This is a genomic window from Occallatibacter sp. (assembly GCF_036502485.1).
In the GTDB taxonomy this organism is placed as follows: domain Bacteria; phylum Acidobacteriota; class Terriglobia; order Terriglobales; family Acidobacteriaceae; genus Telmatobacter.
This window is the reverse complement of sequence record NZ_DASXYM010000047.1, coordinates 1-23,284: the sequence shown is the minus strand read 5'-3', so window position 1 is coordinate 23,284 and position 23,284 is coordinate 1. Positions and strand designations below refer to the sequence as shown.

Genomic DNA, 23,284 nt, shown 5'->3' with positions numbered 1-23,284 from the left:
GTCACTCCAACCTTCGCGCTCAGCGAGAGTGGGGGCACATTCCAGCTAGCCCTCTACCCGCTTGCCGATCACCTGGGCAACGGGCCCATGACAGTCGCGCTCGTGCCGCACGTCAGCGTCACCAATCCTGATCCCGCGCAGCTCATCGAGAAGTGGCTTGTGCCGTTGGTAGGCAACACGCTGCTCAAGACGCAGGTGATCAAAGATACTTTCAATACGCATCTGTGGACCGGCGGGCCCGACGTGAAGGCCGTGCTTACCGGCTCAGGCATCGCCATACCGAGCGGCCTCGACCTGGTACTCAATCCCACATTCCCCAGCGTTACGCAACTTGTCACTGGTGTGATTGGTGCGCTGTCCACGGGCGTAAGTCTGAAGATTGCAGACGACCTTTACGTGGGACTCACCAACAGCGGTGGAAAGATCGGCCTCAATCTGCACGGCGCCATCGACTTCACAGTGGGTGACTACGAACTTTCGATGCTGTTTGGCGCGCCCACCGCCTGGGGCAGCACCTTTGATGCAGGCGTGACGCTGTCACTGTTCGACATCAGCTCAACCTTCAAATTCACTCCGGAGCTGACCGTTGCCGGACTGGGCCTCGGTATGACCGGCTCGAACGATGGTCCGCTGGTCAACAGCAACGGCTTCCGCATCGGCGGTGTGCGGCTCTACTCGTTCTTCCATGCCGGATTCACAGATGGCGTGAGCAGCAGCTTCCAGTTCGACTCACCGGGCGCCGGCGTGGAGATCGACAAACTCGGCCTTCCACTGTCGCAGGCAACGGGCGGCAATGTCGGCGGCAACAATCCAGTGGCTGCCGGACTGCTGGGCGGCGGTGGCGATGGCGGCAACGCCGGCGGAGACTCGCAACCCGTGAATCCCGGCGTGGATGTGGCAGCGTGGTATTGGGCCCACCCCGCAGGTGACGACACATTCCACATCCTCATCTCCGGCGACAACAAGCCCATCTGGATCGGCGTGCACGCGCAGCTCGGCCCCATTTATCTCGACCAGATCGGCATCCTCTTCAACGGCAATACCTCGGCATCGCTGGTGCTCGATGCCACGGTGAAGGTCGGGCCGCTCACGGGACAGGTGGATGAACTCGGCGTGACCATCCCGTACAAATCGCTCATGCATCCCGACAAGTGGTCGCTTGACCTGAAGGGCCTCGCGCTCAGCTTCCAGACGCCGGGAGTTACCATCGCGGGCGCCCTGCTCAAAAACGACAGCGGTCCCGCAGTTGAATACGATGGGATGCTGCTCATCCAGATCACCGAATTCGGCCTGGTGGCCGTGGGCGCGTATTCCAAGCCGCACGATGCGTCGGGCGATTACACCAGCATCTTCGTCTTCGCCGGTCTGTTCATCGTCATCGGCATTCCGCCTGTGATTGAAGTCGAAGCCATCGGTCTCGGCGTCGGGTACAACCGCGAACTCATTGTGCCCGACGACATGAACAGGATCCCGGACTTCATTCTTGTCGCGGCACTCGACGATGGTGGCGCCCTGGCCAACGATCCCATGGGCGAGCTGATGCAGATCCGCGACAGCATCCCCGCCAGGCGGGGAAGCCTGTGGCTCGCGGTGGGATTGCATGGCACGACCTTCGTCATCGTCCACATAACCGCGATTGTCTATGTCGCCCTGGACCGCGGAGTTGAAGTTGGAGTGCTGGGTGTGGCGCGGCTCGCTGTACCTTCAGACGATACCGCCCTTGTGTCGATTGAACTGGCTCTCAAGGCGCGCTTCTCCTCGGCGGAAGGCATCCTTTCGATCCAGGCGCAGCTCACTGATAACTCCTACATCTTCGATCGCGATTGCCAGCTCACCGGCGGGTTCGCTTACTTCATGTGGTTCCCGCAGGGGCAGTTTGTCACCACCATTGGCGGCTACCATCCGCAGTTCCACAAGCCCACACAGTTTCCCGATGTTCCGCGGCTGGGCTTCCGCTGGGCACTGCCAATCGGCGCCAATATCAAAGGCGAAACTTACTTTGCGCTGACCAACACCTGCATCATGGCAGGTGGCAAACTCGAGCTCACCTACGGCATCTCCTGCGCGAACGTGTGGTTCACCGCATTCGCTGACTTCCTGATCTCGTGGGACCCCTTCTACTATGCCATCGATATCGGCGTCTCCGTCGGCGCAACCCTCTCCATCCAGGTGTGCTTCTGGGGATTCTGCATCGGCGTTCACATCACGCTCTCGCTGGGCGCGACGCTCACCATTGAGGGCCCGCCGCTGCACGGCACCGTTACGGTCGATCTTGGCATCTGCAGCATCACCGTTCCGTTTGGTTCCGATGCCAACCCGCAGCCCCCGTTCATCACTGACTTCAATCTGTTCGCCACCAAATACCTGTTTGGCAACGATCCGAGCGGCAATGCGTTCCAGGTGAATGTTCTCAAGGGCCTCGTGCCTCCATCCCCCTCCGGTGCGGCTCCGGCGCCCGGTACGGCAGACAAGCCGTGGAAGATGCAGACGGAGTTCTCGTTCCAGTGCGACACCAAGCTGCCGGCATCGAAGACCGACGACTTTGTGCAGGGCGCGAAGGACCACAGTGCCGATGTGCATTCCATCGATCTGGCTCCGATGAACAAGGAGTCCGTCGACAGCACCATGTCGATCAAACTCTTCGGCAAAGACAACCACGATCAGTGGATTCAGATCAGCGTGCAGAGTGAGCCTGCGGATGAAGACCTGAAGATCGACACGTTGCATTGGACCATGACGCCCATCGTCGGCAAGGTCTCTGAAGCAACGTGGCACTGGAACGATCCCACCCACATGCCTGCGGCCGCCAACACCATTCCCGCGATCGTGGGCTTCACGGTTCAGGGCTTCTGCGTCCTCACCGAACAGACTGCGCTCATTCCAATTGCCAAGCTCTACGATGTGGGCAACAGCAGGCCTCTTCCGTTTGCCACCGAGTTCACCGTGAGTTATGCGCAGTATCAGCAGTACGGCATTGCAGCGCAGGCTTATTTGGCGCTCACTGTCAGTACCGCGTCCAGCAATGTGCTTGAGATTGCGAGCGCCATCACCGCGGGCGCTACAGGATTTTTTGCGGAGCAGCGCACAACCAGCGGCTTGCCGTTGCCCGGAAACTCGCCCGTCGCCACGCGCGCCCTGCTCTATCGGCGCTCGTCTCCTCCGCAGATTGCTCCCATCACCACTGGCCTCACCATGCATCCGCCGGCGCTGCCTTCACCCCCCGTGATCAATCGGCCTCCGCTCGTCCTGCCCGTCGCGCTCCAGCGGCCGCGGCTCCGCGCCGTGCTTCGCGGACTCCCGCAGGTGGTCAGCGACGTCCCCACCACACTGCGCACCACCGTCACCTCAGTCGAAGCTGCAGCTGGAGTGGTTCGCATGGCTGCCCCGCAAGTTGACGTGCCCGGTTCAGGTCTCCTCCGCGTAAAGACAGTCACAGCGCCGGCGCCGACACGCATTGCCAGGACCGCGCGCACGCTGCGCTCCGCTGAACTTGGATGGGTATCCGGCAAAGGCCATCAACAGCAGATTGCGGATGCTGAAACGAACTTTGTGGGCAATGGGCTCGCCGTTCCGTCAGGCACAACCCACATCTGGGACGTGCCCGCCAACCAGCAGAATACGATCGTCGTTACCGGCGACTCCGCATTCCGTGTCACGTTCCTCACCCGCGGTGGCTCTGTGGTCGCCGACGCGGAGTACCCGCCCGCGGCATCCACCAAAATCGAGATTCCGCCTCGCTGCGGCATGATCTCTGTCGAGTGCCTTGGCAAGCTGCCCGCGGGCATTGCCCCGCGCCAATCCGGTTTTGCCGCGATCACGTTCAGCGCTGCCCCTGCCGGCCGTAAAACCGTTGCCGGATGGCAGGCAGGCAATCTGCTTCCGCAGGTTGGACCCACAACGATTCTCGGCCGCGGCTCTTGTCTTGTGCTGCCGCAGACGCACATCCCCATCCGCGATCGCCAGGCAATCGCGCAAACCATGGTTCGCGTGTCCGATGCGGTGGCAAGCCAGATCGGCACGGAGACATGGCTGCCTGTCGACATAGGCGCCGTCATGATCCTCCTCGATCTCGCCGACGCCACATCGAGCGACGATGGCGATCTCGCCATCAGCGCGCAAGGCGCTACGCTCTCTGCCGCCCCCATTCGCATTCTTGGCGGACGCCGCCGCGCATTGCTCTACGACGTCACCAAGGCCGATCCCAAGGCCGCACACATCGTCATCGGCGTTGCCAGCGCCAAAGGCTGGCGGCTCTCGGGCGTTGCAGGCCTTCCGGGCAAGGCCCAGGAGTGGGCAACCGACCTGCAGGGCAAGGTGCCCGAGCAGGTTGTCGCCGATGGCCCGCTGACCCCCGACGGCAGCATTACGGTGCGCCTCTCAATGAGCGCTGAAGCCCCCAACCTTGCACTTGCCGACACGACCCACACCGTTACAGGAGCTGCTCAATGAGCACCACGCCGCCACCCATTGGTTCCATGTACATGTACGACTGCGTGACGCCACCACTCACCGATGGCAGTTATCGCATCGACGTGGTCACCGATGTCACTTATGACGGGCAGAGTCCCGCGCTCTCATCCAACAGCGGCTACTTCGACATCGAGGGCCCCCGCTTCACGCTGCCCGCGACAGACGTGGGCGGCGTCTATCCTCCACGCAACGGGCACGGCGGATTTGAGGAGTCCATTCCGCAGATCGCTATCTCGCGCCGCACCTTGCCGTGGGAGCGGCGGCTCGCAACCGACCTGGGCACCATCGGCACACCCAAATCGCGTAGCGATCAACTCACCCCGCAGCCGAACCCGTTTCCCGCTCAGGGCGAATTTGGTCCCACGCCGTGGCTCGCTCTGCTCTTGCTTGCCGAAGGCGAATACACGCTGCATCAGAATGTGGCGCTCAAGTCCGTGATGCCGGCAGACCGCTACGCAGCCCTTGATGTAACCGATGGAATCACGTGCGACTCCATCGAGGTGGAATCCAATCTGCTCCAATCGCTGCTGCCCAGCCTGGATGAACTCACGCTGCTTGCACATGTGCGCCAGGTGAACGTAGACGATAAAGAGCTCAACGCCGCGTCCACCACGGGCTACTACGCCATAGTTACCAGCAACCGCCTCCCCGCGCCCAACGCGAAATACCGCGCATGCCTCGTCTCTCTTGAAGAGCGAACCGATCTGGTTAAGGCCGATCCTCCCGCAGTGGCGTCGCCCTTCTTTCTTGCTGAATTGGGAAACATAGTCTTGAATGCCGCCGATGCCGCGCCGGCTGTTTCGGCTCAGGAGCAAGAGTTCGCATTTCTCGGTCACGCGCCCGCCGCGTCTGCACAAGTGCAGCAGGTCAACAACGCCGCAATCGATGAGGTCGGCGCGCTCTCCGGCACTGTGCTTCAAACTGTCGCGGATCGTAATGTAAGCCAGGCGGTCACCGCAGTTCAAAATCCTGCGTTTCACTTCTACATCGAAACCAGGCAACTGGTCCTTCTCCATAGCTGGACGTTCGAGTGCACGGGCACGGGCACGTTCCGTGATTATGTGCAACGCGTGAATGTGTCCACCATGGGCACGGTCGAAGAGATTGGGCATCCACCCGTCATCGACACGGGCCATATCCCCATCCAGGTGATGGACCGCGCCGGCGAGCAGGAAGATGTGTGGTACCGTGGCCCGCTTGTGCCCATGCCTCTTACACGCGACCCGCTCACCTACCACTCTGCTGACCAATGCCGGCGCGTAACTCCGGAGACCGGCGCCGAAGACATCACTTACGCTGCGGCCTTCGAATGCGGGCGGCTGCTTGCCGCTGCCGATCCGCGCCTCGCCCAGGAACTCATGCGCTGGCGCCGCGAGTCTTACCGGCAGTCGGTCCGCGTCGATTCGCTGTTGCAGATCCAATCCACGATCGCGCTCGATCAGCAACTCGAGATTCACAAGCCGGTCGCTTCTGTCGTGGCCTACAACGCGGCTAAAGGCGTGATTACAGGCGTTGACCAGGTCGCGGACAAATATGGCCTGAACGCGGCCAGCCGCGCGCCTGGGCTGAATCCCGTCGCGCTGCAGGAGGCGTGGAGTCTCTCCAACGTAACGGAGGCCACCGCCATCCTGGGTGGAGAACCTGGCGCCACCGGGGTCGCCGTCGCAGCGCCCGCGCAAACAGTGCGCAATGAAACGACACTTAGCCAGGTTGCCGCGGACACCGCTTCCCTCAACCGCCTTCAGGCCGCACGCGACCTCGCTCTCACGGCAGTTCAGCAAAAGATGGGGATCTAAACTATGCGCCCAGCGTGGATTCAATCCAAGACCGCACTTACTGAACGTCTCAAGCGTCCTATCCAACTCGACGTGACCGAGCCGGAATCGGAAATGCCGCCCTACATGGAGCAGTTTCTGGCGCACCTGCGCCTGCTGGTCGGCGTCCCGTTCGATTACCTGGTTCCCGACGAGCGTCTCCTTCCTGACGAGTCGATTCGGTTCTTCTATCTCGATCGTTCGTGGACCGACCGTCTCGTCGACGGCGCCATCGCCGTAGGCAAAATCGGCACGCGCGAACAGGCGCATCATCACGGCCATGCTCCCGCAATTCATCAGCAGCTGGATGTTACAGAACGCGTGGTGCGCGTGATACAGCGCGGCCTCAAGGGATTCGCCGACGCGAAGAGCGACCCCCATGCCGACACATCGGCGGCTGAAACAGTCACCGGATTTCTTCTGCGCTCCTCCGCCGTCAGCGGATGGCCGCACATGGACGTGCGCGCCTACAAAAGCAGGGTGCCTGAGAAGTTTTACCCGTCTGACGATTATCCAAAATCACAGCAACTTACGACGTTACGGCTCGAGCTTCTATCTCCGGGCGTGATGATCGCCCTGTTTCAGGGCGTGCCTCAACTCGTCATTCTCGAAGAGCCGCACGCGGGAGTGATGTTTGGGGTGCACATAGATGGTGGAGTTCCCAGGCTCTATCTGCGTGATAAGTTCGCTGAGCAGATTCCCGTCCCCAGCGTAAAAGACTCTTACTACGACATGCAGGTTCCGTTCCGCTCGACGAACGCGCGCGTAGTGCACGTGACGGAACTCTACAAGCGCCTGAATCAGATTCGCAGCAAAGTTCCAGCCGCGGTTCCTGTTACTGGCTCCGCCAGCTACGCCATCGCTGTCCTCGACCCGCCATGGCGCCAGCGCTTTGAAGGCACCGTCGACAATGCCGGAACCCAGAGCATATCCGGCGGATTTGTTGCGCATGGGTTGGTGGCGCAGCGGGTGGCGGACGAAACCACTCTCACTCAAGTTCAGGACCTGGTGCTGCAATATGGCCATTAATACGAAAGTGCGCTTCACGGATACCGCGGCAGCCTTCAGCGCGGCTGCCGCATACGGCATCAACCAGCGCGTCATCGATACGTGGAATCCGTTTCTGATTCGCACGCCGCGTGTGCTGGTGCCGGTGCAACTCGATGCCCTTGTGATCCGACCCCAGGAATTGCCGCAGGGCTGGGCCGATTGCCGCCTCAAGCCCGCGCCGGACGATCCCAACCCCACGCGCTACGACATCCTTCCTGATCCGTTCACTGAACTGAGCGGGCAGCGCGCTCCCGGCGTGTATCTGCACTGGGCTCTTCCTGACGCGCTCACGCACGGCAGCGCCGAAGGGGATACCGCTACTTTCCCCGCGGCGCCGGATCGCTGGCTGGTGCTGCGCATGTCTCCGTCAGGACGCTTTCTTGGCCGCAGCCAGATCGGCACGCGCGCCGTCGCCGGTTGGGTTCTGCGCGCCGGCGACAAGGTGCCTCAGGCCATCGATCTCGACAGCTTCACTGAAGGGCCGCCGTTGCCGGACGCCATCAATAATCCGCTCACTGTGGCATCGCTCGGCGATGTTGCCTGGACGGCTTATTACGATAACTGCGTCAACCGTCTCGGCTTTTACGACACCCTCGCCGGCCTCTCCCAGGGCCCGCTGAGTTATCTGGTCTGCGGATGGTACTCGAATCCTGCCCTCGATCCGCTCGGCGGCACAACTGTGAAATCGCTCACTGATTTCAACGCGAAGATGGAGGAATTTCAGTGGCAACTGGTAACAGGTGAGCTCGATGAGTCCATTCGTCACGCGCGTAAATACGCAGTTGCCGCCCGGGGCTTCGGCCTCAGGACAAATGTGAAGGATTCGACGCAAACCTACAACGACGCGCTCAACGCCAATGCAGACGCGGTCGGCTACGCCGTGACCGATGAGCCTTCTTCCATGCCCGAGTTCGATGATCAGGGCATGGCCATGGGCCCATACTCCACCGATGGTTCGTGGTGGCCCAACGCCACCCTGATGCATGGCTCCGTTGTCGCCATCGGCTGGCCGGGGATCGGATGGCCCGGCAATGAAACCGGACTGCTCTCCGGCGAGGCCGGCGGACCGCCTGCCGCGTCTTCTGTAAACGTCGCCGTGGGCAACACCCTCACGGAGGCGTTGGCCGCACTGGTGGCGCAACACAACAACAAGCCCGATGAAGCGCGCATCCTCGAGGGCTTCCTGCTCAGTTCGCTTGCCGATCTTGAACAGCCCGATGGGCGCGCTCGGCTGGATGTGCTGCTGCATTCGAATTCTTTTGCCTCCATGGACGGCGGCTACACAACTGAAACCATCAACATTCCTGCCATGCCTGACACGCCTCCTCGACTTCCCAATCCCGTGCAGCCCGCACCGGGCGTGTTCGCCTCGCACGTTGCCAAATCCGCTAACGTGCAAAAGTCCGCTTTTCAGAGCGGCAAGTTCCGCGAGAGCACCATCGAACTGCAGGGCACCGCTACGGTCAAGCACTCTGCATCTCTGCAGACCCTTCGCGAAACCGAGATTCTTTCCGGCGGGATGGCGTCGGCTATTAACTTCGTCGTGCCCACCGTCACGCAGCAGCAGATTCCCGCGCACACTGAGGAAGTGCGCCGCGCGCTGCCGCGCCTCTTTTATCCGAGCGAGCCCGTTTTTCTGCTGGAGGGCGCCAGTCGCACCTTCAAACATGGAGGCGACACCCGCTTCTCGCAAGACAACACCCTCGCTTGCCGGCTCACCGGTTTTTGCCTCACGGAGCTGAGTTGTTCCGCCGTGCAGAACATTCCCGGAGTGAACTCGCCCATTGAGCGCCATCGCGCCACGCCGGAGTCGGTGCTCGAACGCGGCATTGAAAACGGCAGCATCCCGCCGGAGTGCGATGATCTGCTCCGCGAGTGCATCCTGCTCGATCCATCGGCAGCCGTGCAACTCGCGCAGTCCGCGCTCAATCCCATCCCGCCTTTCCGCGCTTCGGCAACTACCGCCAATGCGGTTCAGGTGGCCGCGTCTGCGACAGCCAATGCCGCCACCGCAGCGCAGATCAGCCAGGTTGCCAATCGGTTCATTGTGGAGCAGACGGCGTGGTGGGCCACGCGCGATCCACGTTTCGATTACCGCGAATTGCTCGCGCGCAGCGGCATCTCCGGCACGCTGCCGTCGGCCATTGCTGTCACACCCCCTGTGCGGCCCTGGAACCCGATTCATCTTGATTGGCAGATTGAGTACATTCCCTCTTCGAACGGAGTTGCGGACTGGAGCCTCGACGAGATCGATTACGCCACCGATCCCAAAAATGCGCCGCCGGCGTCGAATCCGCCGGCTGTGACGAGCACGGGCACGTACACGCCCGTGGATCAGCCACCCAGCAGCTTCGTCCTCTCCGGCCGCGCGCACCTCACCGGGGGTGCTGCCACTACCGCTGCCGCCAGTCTGCGTCAGGCCATTGCGCAGGCACAAGCGGCGGGCGGAGCAGGGAATTTGCTGCCGAATCAGTACATCAAATTTCATTCCGAATTCGCGCAACTCGCGCTGAATGCCTATGCTGCCATGGCCGGCGAAATTAAAGTCTCCATCACTGGCGGTACTCCGTCTCTCTCCACCATCGACCGCTCCTCGCTGCAGGACATCCTTGACACGCTCGATAGCATGGACGTTCTGGCCGGCGCCGCTGACAACCTTACCCGTCAGATGCGCGGCGGCAATCTGCCCGACGGCAAGTCCATCCCCACCAGCGGCCCCAATCCTCCGCTTCCGTTTGTCCCGCTGCGTGCTGGATTCCTGCGCGTGCTCCGACTCCGTCTCGTCGACGGATACGGGCAATTCCTCGATCTTGCCGGATCCAGTGACAGCGCCTTCGTCAACTCCGCGGAGCTGATTGAATCGGAGCCCATCAATACACCTGCACGGCCCGAACTGCTCGCTCTGCCTCCGCGCTTCACATCGCCATCGCGGCTCTGGTTCCGCTACATGGCCGCCGACGGATCTTCGGTCGAGGCCGATTCGACCACCACTCCTGTGTGCGGATTCCTGATGCCCAACCATCTGGATGGCGATCTGGAATTCTTTGACCCCGCCGGCGCCAACCTCGGCTTCGTTCGTCCCGATCCGCAAGCTGGAGTGATCTGGGATGCGGCTCCCGGCGTGCCCGCCACCGTGGGGCAAACACCGCAGCGTGCCGTCGACAATCAGTTTGCCGCCGGCATTGCACAAGGACTTCTCCTCTGGGGACTCGCAGACTCCACCGCCACCGGTCTCGGCGAAGATGCACTCTCCGCGATCCTGCGCATCATCGACTCCACACTCTGGGCCGTTGATCCTTTCGGCAGCTCGTCAGATGAACATCTCTCGCTGCTCGTCGGCCATCCCGTTGCCATCATGCGTGCCCAGGTACGGCTCGAAGTGCAGGAGCCCATCGCCCCGGACAACCTCAACACGCGCTCCGTCTCTCTGCGCCTGGGCGCCGTGACGCACTGGCAAGACGGCCTGCTCGGCTACTTCATCAATGACGACTACACACGCTTTTATTGCGCCGATGCCGCCGTCGCTGGTTTCGCTCGCAAAGTCGGTCCGGGCCAGGGCTTCCTCGATCAGGCCGGCGCGGCGGACAACTACTACCAGCAGTTCTCTGAAGACATCGGCGATGACGTCACGGAAGGCAACAGCCCCGTCACCCATCCCTACGTGGACACCACCGGCGTGATGAGCATTCATCCCAACCAGGTGGTCAACCTCACGCTTCTGGTGGAACCGCACTGCGTCGTGCATGCCACCACTGGCGCGCTTCCGCGCAAGGAAATCGGCATGCGCCGCGAGTGGGTCGCGTCCGCGCTCGCGGCCATCTCGCCCACCTTCCGCTTCGGGCCCGTCCTGGTTGATCCCAAAACAATTCGCATGCCGGTTCCGAATGAAATTCACGGTACCTGGAGCTGGGATCATCGCGCCGACATCACCACCTGGCAGGAAGACCCCATCGTCGCCGCGACGCAGGATGCGCATCTGCGACCTGATCCCGCCACTGGCACAGAAGGCTGGGTGCGCATGATGCCTCCACCTCCGCCCGGCAATTCCAAATCCTGAACACCGCCTCGCGGACGCACAAGCACACCAAGGAGATGAGCTATGCCTGATGTCGACGAAGAAGAGAAGACCGGCGAAGATCAAGGTGAAGCCGGAGGAGAGCAGGGCGAATTCCTTGAAGGCTACACCGATCCGGCCGGGACGCCGAGCCCCGACGCATGGCGTCAGGCCGTCGCCGATTTCTATCAGCTCGACCTGGATGCAAGCGTCTTCTGGAAACAGATAGGTCCCGCGCCCCTGGTCATCGATCACGATCAGGCTCACATGGGCATTGGTCCCGATGCCGGTGAGGTGACTGACATCGCCATCGATCCTACCGTCGCGAATGATCAAACAATCTACGTCACTACCAACGACGGCGGCGTGTGGGGAACCAGCAACGGCGGCGCCCTCTGGCTTCCGCTCACTGACCCCCTGTTCTCGAACTCCATGGGCGCCATCGCCATCGATCCTGGCAATCCCGCAATCCTCTACGCCGGCAGCGGCAACCTCTTCGACGGTGGCAGCACATTCACCCGGAGCGCAGGCATCTACCGCAGCACCGATCGCGGCCTCACCTGGGCCATCGTAGACGGCGGCTACTTCGGCACGCTGTTCTCCAAAGTAGGCATCCTCAAGATTGTCTGCCCCATGCCTGACGTCTTGCTGGTCGCCACCAACAACGGCCTCTATCGTTCCATCGATGGTGGCCAGAACTTCGGCGCAAATACGCCTGGCTTCGACGATCGAAAGCCCGTTGTAAACGGCAAAATCTGCTGTCTTACGCTTGACACTGCCACTCCCGCATCTACGATCTACTGCGGCGTCGCTAGCGTGGGCCTGATGAAGTCCACCAATGGCGGCATCACGTTCCCTACAAATCTCTTCTCGGATGCCACCGCGCCGCACCCGCCCTTCAACTCCTTCACGCTGGCTCAATCTCAGTTCGACGGCGCCACGGCCAACAGCACCGTGTTGTACGTCAGTGTGCAGGTCACGCTCGCTGACAACTCCAACAACTTCCTCGGCCTGTGGCGGTCAAACAACTCCGGATCCACCTGGACCCCGCTCCCCAATCTCACCAGCGTGGCAACCGCTGATGGCTTCGGACAGACCTGGTACGACCTCACCCTCGGCGTCGATCCTCTCAATTCCAAACGCCTCTATGCAGGCTTTCAGGAGCTGTGGCTCTCAGTGGATGCCGGCGTGAGCTTTCTCAACACCTCCGTCACCAACGGCAAGGTGCACTGGGACAATCACGTCATCGTGTTCAGTCCGCCTTCAAATCGTCCCGCGGTTCCCGCATCGCCCGCGCCGGTGCCGGCCACCGCCATCTACACCGGTACCGACGGAGGCATCGCGAAAAGCACAGACGGCGGCGGCAACTGGACCGCGATCAATGGCAGGATGGCCACCAATCTGTTCCAGGGCATCGCCATCGGCACCGGCGCCACCGATGCCGGCAAAGGTGTTCCCAACTACTACACCTACGGAGGCATGCAGGACACCGGCACCGGCGGACGCCGCCCCGCCGACAGTGTCTACGATTGGCATCTGGGCGTCGGCGGAGACGGCGGCCAGGTCGCTGTCGATCCCTCCGACCCCACCATCCTGTATGCCTTCACCGGAAATTTCTTCATCAAGAGCGTGAACTCCGGCGGAGCGTGGGACGGCACCAACGTGACCCCCAGAAGCACGGGCAAAGGCCTCACCAACCCGGCCGGCGCACGCGCCATCGCTCTCGATCAGACCGGCGCCAATCCGGCCACGCGGCTCATGTACGTCAGCGAGGTTAAAACCCTCTACCGGAGCCTCGATGCCGGCGTGAACTTCACCGCAACCGCCCTCGCCGCGCCCGACGACATTCGCTGCATCGCCACATCCCCACAGTCTGACCAGATCGTCTGGGCCGGATGCGCGGACGGCACTCTCCACCGCTCCACCGACAGGGGCAACACCTGGGACACCGGCGCCTTCAACAGCAAGCCTGCCGGCACCGTGAGAATCGGCCGCATCAGCGGCATCGCAGTCGATCCCACCAATACCAACCGCGCCGCGGCTGTGTGCGATCGCTTTTCCGGTGTGCATCCCAAATACCGCACGCGCCACGTATTTCTCACCGTCGATGGCGGCACAACCTGGGCTGACATCAGCGGCACCGATGGCAGCGGTCCGGTAGGCAACGTCCCGGACATGCCGCTATGGTCCGTCGTCTTTGACAAGACCGGCAGCAGCGCCACCCAGCCGCCCGCCATTATCATTGCCGGGGATGCAGGTGTGCTGCGCACCACCAATGCCGCCGTGACGGTGACGGACGGCAAGGCCGTGGGCACTGCAACGTGGAAGATCTACGGCTCCGGCATGCCCATGGTGTGCTGCAAGTCGCTCGCCATCGACAACACCGTCTCGCCCGTGGTGCTGCGCGTCGGCACTTACGGCCGCAGTTGTTTTGAAGTCACGCGTCCCTCTGGCCCCCGGTTCGTCTCCGAGGGCAACCTGGCCTTCGGCTCCATCGCCAGCGGCCAGTCCGCGACCTTGCCTTACTACGTCTACAACTCGGGTGATGCTGCATTGCAGATCACCGCGGCTCACGCCAATGCTGCGTTTTCGGTCGGCGTCGACCCCGCCATTCCCGCGGCGATTGCCCCCGGAGCTACGCAGAAGTTCCAGATCACCTACACCGAAACAGGCGTTCACGATACGCACGGCCTCCTGCAGTTCGACAGCAACGATCCATCGGGAAGCCAGTTCATCTCGCTCAGCGGCACCGTCGCCGGCGACGTCGGCTTGAAGCAGCGGCTGGCGCTGAACCCCACGTCCAATTGCGGGTTCGGTATCGTCGAGATGCCCGACAACCGCAGCATCTCTGTTCAGCTCTTCAACGTCGGCCTCGCCCTGTTGAACATCACCGGTATCTCGCGCACCGCGGGCAGCGCTGACTTTACCCTTACGCCCGCGCCCACCCTTCCCATCCAGATCGCGCCCGGCGCGGAGTCAGACATCACCCTTCAATTCATGCCGTCCGGCGCAGGCGATCTCGCCGCCGAATTCACCATCGTCAGCGACGATCCGCAAAGTCCGCTCAAAATCACGGCCTCGGGCACCGGCGTGATCCCCAGCTCCGGGCCCATTGCAGAACTGCTGCGACTGCTCGGCCTCACTCACTGACGCTCTCTGCGCAAACCAAAATCCGGCCTTCACCCCCACCGGAAAGGCGGCGTGGATGAAGGCCGGATCTGTGGTTAACCGCGATTCGGTCGCTTAGAAGCGGAGAGTTGGCCCCACCATGATCTTCAGATTGTTGTGAGCGCCGTTGGACAGGTAAATCTCATCGCCTGCTTCGGCGCGCAGTCCAAGCGGCCCAAAGAATGCCTCGATACCGCCTCCCGGATACGCTGCGAAGTGCGTGCCGCTGCCGCCAAACTGGTCGAGCGCGTTGCTGAAGCTGCCCGTCGATGGGCTTTTATTGCTGGTGCTCATCTCCAGAAATCCGGCTTTGCCTGTTACAAATGCGCGGAACGGCCCCGAGGTTCCGAACTGGAATCTCGGACCAAACAAACCGGTCAACGGACGAACCCCGGTCACCACCGTTGTCGTCGTGCCCCCGCTGGAATTCAGGGTTGTGAAATTCCGTTCGAAGTCATAGGCCATTTCACCTTCAATCGCCACATTGGGATGGATGTTGAAACCCACACGCCCGCCCAGCCCTACAAAATTCGTTGCACTGTGGCCTGAGGGTGCAAACCGAAAATAATCACCGAACGCAGTGACTTCTCCGTGGTTATACGTGTGAGAGTTTTCACCCGCTCTCTGCATCTGTGCCGATCCGCAGAAGGGAAGCGCCAGGGCCGCTGCCAGCCCGGCAAACTGTAGTATGCGCATTGCTTTACTCCTAAAAATCTACGTCTATAGAGACTTGTCTAGTCGTGCGTACCGCTGTCTGGCCCGCCTTCGCGGCCCCGCAGCTTCCATCGACACTAGATGCCGCTTGCCGGCCGCAGGTTGACCCAAATCGGCTCCCCAGGCCTGTTTCCCACTTGCCTGTATGCCCTCCCCTTAGACACATCGGAAGATATGTGACCCGAGTCACGGCGAACCCGCGCACCGGGGGCGCATGGTGTAGGCCGTGAACCCGGCTCGATTTCCGTTGCGTACTATCGCCTTGATTCTTCTCGCTTGGGCATCCGTCCTTCCTGCACAACACAAGCTCAAAGATGAAGATTGCCTCGCATGCCACAGCGACTCCACGCTCACCGCAGACGTGAACGGAAAGCCGCACAGCCTGTTTGTGGATGCGGGCAAGCTCAAGCACTCCATGCACGGCTCCATGTTCACGTGCGTGGATTGCCATACGGACGTGAAGAGCCTCGTGCATGATGCGCCGCCCCGGAAAATTACCTGCGCACAGTGCCATGCCGAGGCCCAGACCGCCTGGGAACACAGCACCCATGCCAGACTCACCACGGCAAAAACGGCCGCGGCCACTTGTGGCGACTGCCACGGCAGCGCCCATGAAGCCCTCGCCGTAACGGATGCAAAGTCGCCCGTGAGCCATGCCAACATTCCGGGCACGTGCGGTCGCTGCCACGGGCAGAAATTCCTGATGGAGTCCAATCGGCAGACGACACAGCCCTTCATTTCCTACCAGGAAAGCGTGCACGGCCGCGCCGTAGAAAACGGATCAGGCAAGGCCGCGGTCTGCACGGACTGCCACGGGTCCCATTCCATCCTGCCCCCCAATGAGCAGGCGTCCCCCATCTCCAAGTTCAACGTGCCCGCCACCTGCGGCAAGTGCCACACCGACATTCAGAAGACCTTCATGGCCAGCATCCATGGGCAGGCAATCCAGAGCGGCAACAAACTTGCTCCCGACTGCACTGACTGCCATGGCATCCACTCCATCAAGCAGCACAACGACCCCAACTCCCCGGTAGCCGCCGCCAACGTGTCGCGCGACAGTTGTGCCCGCTGCCATGAGGGTGTGCGCCTCTCGCAGGAGTTCGGCCTGCCGGGCCATCGCGTATCAAGCTACTTCGACAGCTACCATGGCCTCGCGGCCCAGGGCGGCTCCGTGGTAGCGGCCAATTGCTCAAGCTGTCATGGCGTGCATGACATTCTGCCCTCCAGCGATCCGCACTCCAGCATCAACCATGCCAGCCTGGGCGCAACGTGCGGCAAATGCCACACGGGCGTTACGCAGAAATTCACCCTCACGCGGGTCCACATGCAGGATGGCGGGCCTCTGGCCGCCGGCGTCAGCCGCGACATTGGCAGCACTGCCGTTCAGTGGGTGCGGATGATCTACGTTCCGCTCATCATCCTCGTCATCGGCTTCATGGCGCTCCACAATCTCATCATCTGGAGACGCAAGCTCGCGGATCGCCGCAAACTGCACAGCCTCACAGTGGTGCGCATGACGACCAATCAGCGCGCGCAGCACCTCATGCTGCTCTCCAGTTTCATTCTGCTGGTGATCACCGGATTCGCGCTCAAGTATCCCGAGTCGTGGTTTGCGCACCTTCTCGGCATGAGCGAGAGGCTGCGCAGCATCATTCATCGCGTCGCCGGCGTGGCCCTCATTGCCGCCGGCATTTACCACGTCCTCTATGCGGCCCTGGCAGGCGACGGCAGGCGGCTGATCCGTGATCTTGCTCCCCGTCCGCAGGATGTGAAAGACGCCATCGCCGCCATGCTTTATTACGTTGGGCTGCGCAGTCAGAAGCCGCGGTTCGGCCGCTTCAACTATGCGGAGAAGGCCGAGTACTGGGCGCTGGTGTGGGGTACGGCGCTCATGGGCGTCACCGGCGTCATGCTGTGGGCCAAGGTGTGGGTCGGAAACCTGTTCGCGCGCTGGTGGGTCGATGTCGCGACGTCCATCCATTTCTACGAGGCCATCCTGGCTACCCTCGCGATCCTGGTGTGGCACTTCTACCAGGTCTTCTTCGATCCGGATGTTTACCCCATGAACGGTGCCTGGTGGGACGGCAGGATGCCGGTCGAACACTATCGCGAAGAACACGAGCTCGACGCCGAAACGCTGCGCCATCCCGTCGAATCGGGCCGGCAAGCGAAGCCGGGAACAGGTATCAAGCCCGAGGCTGACGGCCTGCCCGCCTCGAGCCCCTCGCAAGACTGAATCCGGAACTCACCCTGAACGACTCCTTCGTGTTCAGGCTGAGCGCCTTCCACCCGCCCCGATATAAAAACGGTTCGTCTGGACCCGCGACCAGAAGCCACCTGTGACCGCGCGCACAGCGGCTCCGCCCGAAAACGCCCATACTTCTTTGGGTCGCGATTCGGCGGCATCGGGGATTTGTGCCCAATTTCGATGTGCCGGTGCTGAAGCGGTCCAGCTGGTGAATACCGGATCAGAGGCAAAAGTTAACCAGAAACTTACGAAGTAGCCCTTTTTTCCTGTTTTGCCTCTGGTTTCGAACTAAGTGACTCATTAAACTAGGCTTAGTTTGTTTTTAGATGTGATCTATATCACGATTCCAAGGCCGGGCTTGCCCTGCGGAAGTCGGTTTCGAGGATGTCTCTCGTTGAACCGCAGTCGAGGGTGTTTACCGATTCGTAAATAGCCCCCCCCCGGGCCTCGCCGTCATTCCTGCCTCCGCCGATCGCTCTACTGCTTTACCGGCACACGGAAGTCGACACCGGCAGAGCGGTTTGCCTGCTCCGTCGCCCTGACGTCGATGTTGTTCAGCGGAATCTCCCGGTATTGCGGATCGAGCACGGTCAGCGTCGAGGCCGTCAGCAGGTAATTGTGGATCTGCACCGGCGGCCGGCCGTCGTTGAAGATCACCGTCACAGCATGCTGGCTTGATGCCCCGCTCGAGGAACCGGACAGTTCCGGCGTTTGGGCCGCCATGCCGTTCGGCTGCGGCGCGTACTGCTGCCCTGCATGCGGCTGTGCCGGATAGTCCTGCTGCGAGGCTGAATCCTGCTCAGGCATCGCCGGGTTGCCCTGGTAGTACTCCGTCGGATAGGGCTGCGGCGTCTGCATCCCGTAATCGCGGTAGGGCGCCGGAACATCGCCGCCATAACCGTCGTCGGAGTAATCCTCAGGCCCGAATAGCCATGGATCGACGTAGCCCGTGAAGATGGGTCCGCCATAGAACCACGGGTAGTACGGATACACGTAGCCGCCGTAGTACACGCCGCGGTGATGATGATGGTCGCCGTCGCCGTGCCCGTAACCCGAACCATGGCCCGACCCATAACCGGATCCGTGTCCTCGGTCATGTCCGGATCCAGCTCTGGACCCATAGCCGGGATCCGGCGCGAAGCTGCGATACGGCATGCGCCTTGCCGCCCCGCTCGTCGCCCCGTACCGCATCGGAGCCGTGGGATAGCTGAATCCCCTCGGGCCCCTCGGGCTTATGCCCGTGCCGACGCCTGACCCGAACCTCACCGGTCCGGACGAAGGCCGTACGCCGATCGAACCGTGCGAAGCGAATCCGCCCTGGTGCGGAGAAAATGACCGCGGAGCTGAAACGGCCGGCCCGGAGAAACCGCCCCGCGCCCCGGTCCGCTGCGCCGCTGCCGACAGGGCCAGCGCGGCAAAAATGGTCGCTACCGCTGCCAAACGTTTCATGCTGGAGATTCTACGCCTGTTCCAGATTCCCGGCGCAGGAAGTCGAACTACACGCGCCAGTGGTCCGGGCGCCAGCTCTGGATGCGCTCTTTGATCTGCTTGCGGGTCAGCTTCTCTTCGAGCGTTTGCCTGGCCAGCGCCACAGCCTCCCCATCGGAGGCGAAGCGCAGGGCGATCAGCTGATCTTCCGTCAGCTGTTGCAGTTGTCCACGCCACTCCGCCGGAGCCAGCGATTGGAGACGCAGCCGCTCTTCCAGCCGAATCACGCGATCCTGCACCTTGAGCGCATAAATGCGGATCAGGAAGAACGGCACGAAGATCGCAACCGACAGAACCACGAGCCACGCACTCCATCTCGAGAAGTGCAGGATGCAATACGCGATGGCGAAGCCCAGGTTCACAACCAGGGCTGAGAAGCTGACGATATGAAATGGAAGATGAAGCCTTGCGTGATGTTTCAGATCCTGTGCGGGCTGGGCCTTACTCATGCGAATCGAAAGTCTCTTTCATGCCGGTGTTGAGAATAGCCGATGTGCTGCTTTGGGCCCCTCTGGTGGAAGGAATCGGTTTGACCGATCCGGTTGCGACCGTGGGGCGTGGCTGCGGATCTCCAGTGAGTTCCGCGATCTGATCGGGCTGGAGGACAGCAGGATGCGCATACCTCCGCGGAAAACGCCCACGTACAAGATAGTCCACAAAAATGCCCCCCGCCAGGTAAGGGTTCAGCAAGGCGATCGGGATAGCGTAGCCGGTCATGATCAGGGAAGCGGCCACACTCTGGTTGGCGTGGCTCGGCCTGCGATAGCCCGGCACCTGCGGAATTTCGAAGATGGTCAGTTCCATCTCAGGATGTTTCTTTGCGTACCGCACCAGCTTGAACGTGAGTTGGCGCGGCGTGGTCATCGCCATATCCGGAAACAACGTCCGGTTGAAAGTGTGCGGGAAGTACTGGTTCATGAACTTGCGCGCAAAGTCAGCGCAATTGTTATAGAGCAGGTTGAACTGGGTCCGGTTGCGGCTGTCGTTCAGCTGTTCCATCAACGCTTCGTCCTGCTCCTCAGTGGTGGCAAAGCGAAACGCATAGATACGGCGCTCATACGCCACGCCGACGAGCTGGTTCCATCCGCCGTGGACGAAGCTTCCTTCAAATACCTCGCTGCCCAGACCCGTCAGGTGCTGGTCGTGGTAGGCCGTACGCAGCTGGAGCACTGTAGCGTGGTTCACCCGCTGGGGGACGTCAGCCGGGTCCTCGACAGAGTAGAGATAGGGGATGAGGGGCATCGCCACCCAGTCATAGCCGGCAATTCCCTGGTACCGTGCAATCACGCTCCCCGGCTCACCGGGCTCGCAGGCGCGCAACTTCACCGGCGTCTCGGCACAAATCCGAGCGAAGTAAATGGCGGTGTGGCCGGTGGGATTAAGAGTTCCAAAAAACCCGTACGGCTCTTCCATGAGCAACGCAGCCTGTGAGTGGCTGCGTGCCGCGGAACCCAGGATGGCCCATACGGTCAGGACTAAAAGAACCGTCCGATTGCGTGTGAACATCAGGTCTCTCCCGGGGGGCAGGTGGTTAGAGTCTCCTCGTACACAGTATGCCCCATGTTTGCCTAGATTCCTTCATTGGATCGCCTTCAAAGGGTCCGCGTGTATCCGTAATTCCGACAGGGTTTCCCTTCGGTTCAGAAGCGGCACTAAGTAATAGACACAGCTGGTCGCGGCGAGTTGCAGGTCAGGACGCGAGACGTGCCGCAGTGCGGTTTGTTAACGTTGTTTTTCCGGTAATTCTGGCGCGGAACGCGCACGGAGATCCGGTGAAATCTGCTTACGAGGGGCTCGTCTTGAATCTGCGTTCAGTGGCTTTGCTTTGCGTCTTTCCTGTTGCCGCTTCTGCCCAGGTCACATTGCCGAAGGTCTTGTCGGATCACATGGTGGTGCAGCGCGATCTGCCGGTGCACATGTGGGGCCTGGCGCAAGCCGGAGAGCAGGTGAGCGTCACGTTTCGCGGAGAGACGAAGTCCGCCGCGGCGAACCAGCTCGGCCGCTGGAGTGTGTATCTCAAGCCGGGGGTTGCGGGCGGACCATTTGAGATGACGGTCAGTGGGACGCCGGTTGCGACGGCGTCCGATGCCGCGTCCTCGAAACCGGCGGCAGCGCAGACCGTTACCATCCACGATGTTCTGGTCGGGGATGTGTGGGTGGCTTCGGGGCAGTCGAACATGGAGTTTCCGCTGGAGCGGGCCAGCACGGCGGCTGCGGATCTTCCCAAGGCGGACAATCAGAAGATCCGGCTGCTCATTGTGGACAAGAAGGCTGCCGATTTTCCGCAGGACGACGTGCCGACCACCGGCTGGGCTGCTTCCTCGCCGGAGGCGGCAAAGGCGTTCTCGGCGGTGGCGTGGTACTTTGCGCGGGAGATCGAGCAGCGCGAGCACGTGCCAGTGGGCGTGATTGATTCGACGTGGGGCGGCACGCCGGCTGAGGCATGGACACGGCTGACGGCGCTGGGTCAGGATGCGCAGGTCAACTCGCTGTTTGCGGTGCGCGGGCAGATGGTGGATCAGGGCACCGATTCCGCGCTTGCGGTCAAGGAGGAGCAGCGGCAGCGCGAAGAAGCCAAGGCGGAGGGCAAGCCCGCGCCGCAGTTTCCGTGGCATCCGGCGCTGGAGAGCTACGGACCGGGGTATCTGTGGAATGCGATGATCGCGCCGCTGACGCCGTTTCCGATCCGGGGCGCGATCTGGTACCAGGGGGAGGCGAATGCCGGGGCCGAGCGGTTTCCGTACTACGACCGGGTGATGCGCGACATGATCGAGGACTGGCGCCGGGAGTGGGGCGTGGGCGCGTTTCCGTTCTATTATGTGCAGCTTGCGAACTGGATCACGGGGCCGGATTCGAACTGGGCGGATGTCAGGAACCAGCAGGTGCGCACGCTGGGGGAGCGGAACACGGCCATGGCGGTGACGATTGACGTGGGCAATCCCAATGACATTCATCCGACGGACAAGGCCACAGTCGGGCATCGGCTGGCGCTGGCGGCGCGGGCGCTCCACTACGGCGAGCGGGACCTGGAGTACTCGGGGCCGATGTTCCGTCAGGCGACTGCGGAGGGCAGTTCGATCCGGGCGTGGTTCGACCATGCGAAAGGCCTGACGGCGAAAGGCTCTGGAGTGACGAGTGTGGAGGTCGCGGGGGCGGATGGCAAGTACTTCCCGGCCACGGCGTCGGTGGAGGGGGAGACGATGGTTGCGTCCAGCCCCGAGGTGCCGAACCCGGTGGCGATCCGTTACGGCTGGGCGAGCAATCCGCAGTGCAACTTGTACAACGCGGATGGGCTGCCGGCTTCGCCGTTCACGTCGGAGAGGTGAGGTAGCCGGCGGGTGGGGGGGGTGGGGGGTTTACCGATATGTCAATATTCTTATGAATCGAGGAGAGCGGATTTGGCCGGAATGGCTGCTGGATCAGGGCCTCTCCGGGTGCTTAGTGCGTTCAATTTGTGAGATAAATCACAAATCGGATTTGCATAACTGAAGCAATATCTGCGAGTTGACGAAAATTGATGGCTCAAAACGTAAAAAAAGGGAACTTCGTAACTCTTTGGTAAACATTGCGTGCTGATGGATGCCCGAGAGCCGCATGGGCTGTCGCGGGAGACGAAACGGATTGGTTGCACAGATGCGCCACGGGACCTCTAGTATGAACGCGCTGCGGCCGTCTGGATGTGCTGGTCATCACAGGTGAGGCGGGGTCGGGCTTTCGGTCTTCCATCGTTTGCAGGGGCTAAAGCCCGCAGGATCCAAGCGCCTTTATCGGCATGACTGCAGTCATGCCATGATACAAAGCTCCGGCTCCGAGTTTCAGGACCGCGGCGGGACGATGACGTTGGTCTCCTGCCATTCGATAACGCCGCAACTGCAACGCTGTTGAAGTTCGGGCATGATTTTTTCCACGCGTTCGGCGGTGTCAATGAACTCGATGCGGATGGGCAGGCGATCGGACAGCTCGAGAATATGGGCGGCGTGGATGCGATGTCCGGCGCCGAAGCCTGCCACGCCTTTGCAGACGGTGGCACCCGCGATTCCGAATTTATAGAGGAAGTCGAGGACGCCTGTATAGACAGGCAGGCCTTTATGCTTTGCGCCGTCACTGAGGTAGACGGTGACCTTGACGGCTTTGCCGGTAGCCAGCATGGCTGCTCCTTTTTTCAGCCACACCTTGGGGGGAGAAGGGCGGCGAGCACGAACAGGGCAACGATGGATTAGACACCCGATTGGAGCCGGGTGCAAGACATGCCCCAAGTGGTTTGGATGCAGGGGCGAA

The 23,284-nt window shown here is 61.7% G+C and carries 12 protein-coding genes; 7 read left to right on the top strand and 5 right to left on the bottom strand.

The features are described 5' to 3' along the window. The 5 genes from VGL22_RS08105 to VGL22_RS08085 form a co-directional block, all read left to right on the top strand. The coding region (locus tag VGL22_RS08105; protein ID WP_465266400.1) for a DUF6603 domain-containing protein at window positions 1-4,449 on the top strand (4,449 nt) is incomplete at its 5' end. After that, window positions 4,446-6,266, top strand: a complete 1,821-nt coding sequence (locus VGL22_RS08100) for a hypothetical protein (RefSeq protein WP_465266399.1) — start codon at window positions 4,446-4,448, stop codon at window positions 6,264-6,266. The genes VGL22_RS08105 and VGL22_RS08100, both read left to right, overlap by 4 nt. Before the next feature lie 3 nt (window positions 6,267-6,269). Beyond that, window positions 6,270-7,313 (top strand): hypothetical protein, encoded by a 1,044-nt coding sequence (locus tag VGL22_RS08095; RefSeq protein ID WP_465266398.1) that lies wholly within the window; start codon window positions 6,270-6,272, stop codon window positions 7,311-7,313. Next, the gene (locus VGL22_RS08090; protein ID WP_465266397.1) at window positions 7,303-11,391 is read left to right on the top strand and encodes a hypothetical protein; all 4,089 of its coding nucleotides are present in this window, start codon (window positions 7,303-7,305) and stop codon (window positions 11,389-11,391) included. Before VGL22_RS08095 ends, VGL22_RS08090 begins: the two co-directional genes overlap by 11 nt. Window positions 11,392-11,433: 42 nt before the next feature. Beyond that, entirely contained in the window at window positions 11,434-14,538 is a 3,105-nt protein-coding gene (locus VGL22_RS08085) for a choice-of-anchor D domain-containing protein (RefSeq protein WP_465266396.1), read from the top strand. A 93-nt stretch (window positions 14,539-14,631) separates the two neighbouring features. On the opposite strand, the gene VGL22_RS08080 is transcribed toward VGL22_RS08085, so the two are convergent. Continuing rightward, complete coding sequence (locus VGL22_RS08080) at window positions 14,632-15,252, bottom strand: hypothetical protein (protein WP_465266395.1); 621 nt, start codon at window positions 15,250-15,252, stop codon at window positions 14,632-14,634. A gap of 280 nt (window positions 15,253-15,532) precedes the next feature. Between VGL22_RS08080 and VGL22_RS08075 the strand changes: the two genes are divergently transcribed. Next, complete coding sequence (locus tag VGL22_RS08075; protein ID WP_465266394.1) at window positions 15,533-17,506, top strand: cytochrome b/b6 domain-containing protein; 1,974 nt, start codon at window positions 15,533-15,535, stop codon at window positions 17,504-17,506. Between the two features lie 489 nt (window positions 17,507-17,995). On the opposite strand, the gene VGL22_RS08070 is transcribed toward VGL22_RS08075, so the two are convergent. From VGL22_RS08070 to VGL22_RS08060, 3 genes are read right to left on the bottom strand one after another with little or no spacing between them, the layout of a single operon-like run. After that, the gene (locus VGL22_RS08070; protein WP_465266393.1) at window positions 17,996-18,967 is read right to left on the bottom strand and encodes a hypothetical protein; all 972 of its coding nucleotides are present in this window, start codon (window positions 18,965-18,967) and stop codon (window positions 17,996-17,998) included. Between the two features lie 47 nt (window positions 18,968-19,014). Then, window positions 19,015-19,455 (bottom strand): DUF6526 family protein, encoded by a 441-nt coding sequence (locus VGL22_RS08065; protein ID WP_465266392.1) that lies wholly within the window; start codon window positions 19,453-19,455, stop codon window positions 19,015-19,017. Beyond that, window positions 19,448-20,512: a hypothetical protein gene (locus VGL22_RS08060; RefSeq protein ID WP_465266391.1), complete on the bottom strand. Its 1,065-nt coding sequence runs from the start codon at window positions 20,510-20,512 to the stop codon at window positions 19,448-19,450. The genes VGL22_RS08065 and VGL22_RS08060 overlap by 8 nt, the downstream gene beginning before the upstream one ends. A 266-nt stretch (window positions 20,513-20,778) precedes the next feature. Between VGL22_RS08060 and VGL22_RS08055 the strand changes: the two genes are divergently transcribed. Next, the gene (locus tag VGL22_RS08055) at window positions 20,779-22,332 is read left to right on the top strand and encodes a sialate O-acetylesterase (protein WP_465266390.1); all 1,554 of its coding nucleotides are present in this window, start codon (window positions 20,779-20,781) and stop codon (window positions 22,330-22,332) included. A 489-nt stretch (window positions 22,333-22,821) separates the two neighbouring features. On the opposite strand, the gene VGL22_RS08050 is transcribed toward VGL22_RS08055, so the two are convergent. Beyond that, window positions 22,822-23,154, bottom strand: coding sequence for a DUF190 domain-containing protein (locus VGL22_RS08050; RefSeq protein WP_465266389.1), 333 nt, complete (start codon window positions 23,152-23,154; stop codon window positions 22,822-22,824). Window positions 23,155-23,284: the final 130 nt, after the last annotated feature.

What these genes read in the sequence shown, in the direction of transcription:
- VGL22_RS08080 (WP_465266395.1), bottom strand. Translation starts at nt 15,252, where the DNA reads ATGCGCATACTACAGTTTGCCGGGCTGGCAGCGGCCCTGGCGCTTCCC.
- VGL22_RS08070 (WP_465266393.1), bottom strand. Translation starts at nt 18,967, where the DNA reads ATGAAACGTTTGGCAGCGGTAGCGACCATTTTTGCCGCGCTGGCCCTG.
- VGL22_RS08050 (WP_465266389.1), bottom strand. Translation starts at nt 23,154, where the DNA reads ATGCTGGCTACCGGCAAAGCCGTCAAGGTCACCGTCTACCTCAGTGAC.
- VGL22_RS08095 (WP_465266398.1), top strand. Translation starts at nt 6,270, where the DNA reads ATGCGCCCAGCGTGGATTCAATCCAAGACCGCACTTACTGAACGTCTC.
- VGL22_RS08060 (WP_465266391.1), bottom strand. Translation starts at nt 20,512, where the DNA reads ATGTTCACACGCAATCGGACGGTTCTTTTAGTCCTGACCGTATGGGCC.
- VGL22_RS08065 (WP_465266392.1), bottom strand. Translation starts at nt 19,455, where the DNA reads ATGAGTAAGGCCCAGCCCGCACAGGATCTGAAACATCACGCAAGGCTT.
- VGL22_RS08100 (WP_465266399.1), top strand. Translation starts at nt 4,446, where the DNA reads ATGAGCACCACGCCGCCACCCATTGGTTCCATGTACATGTACGACTGC.
- VGL22_RS08085 (WP_465266396.1), top strand. Translation starts at nt 11,434, where the DNA reads ATGCCTGATGTCGACGAAGAAGAGAAGACCGGCGAAGATCAAGGTGAA.
- VGL22_RS08090 (WP_465266397.1), top strand. Translation starts at nt 7,303, where the DNA reads ATGGCCATTAATACGAAAGTGCGCTTCACGGATACCGCGGCAGCCTTC.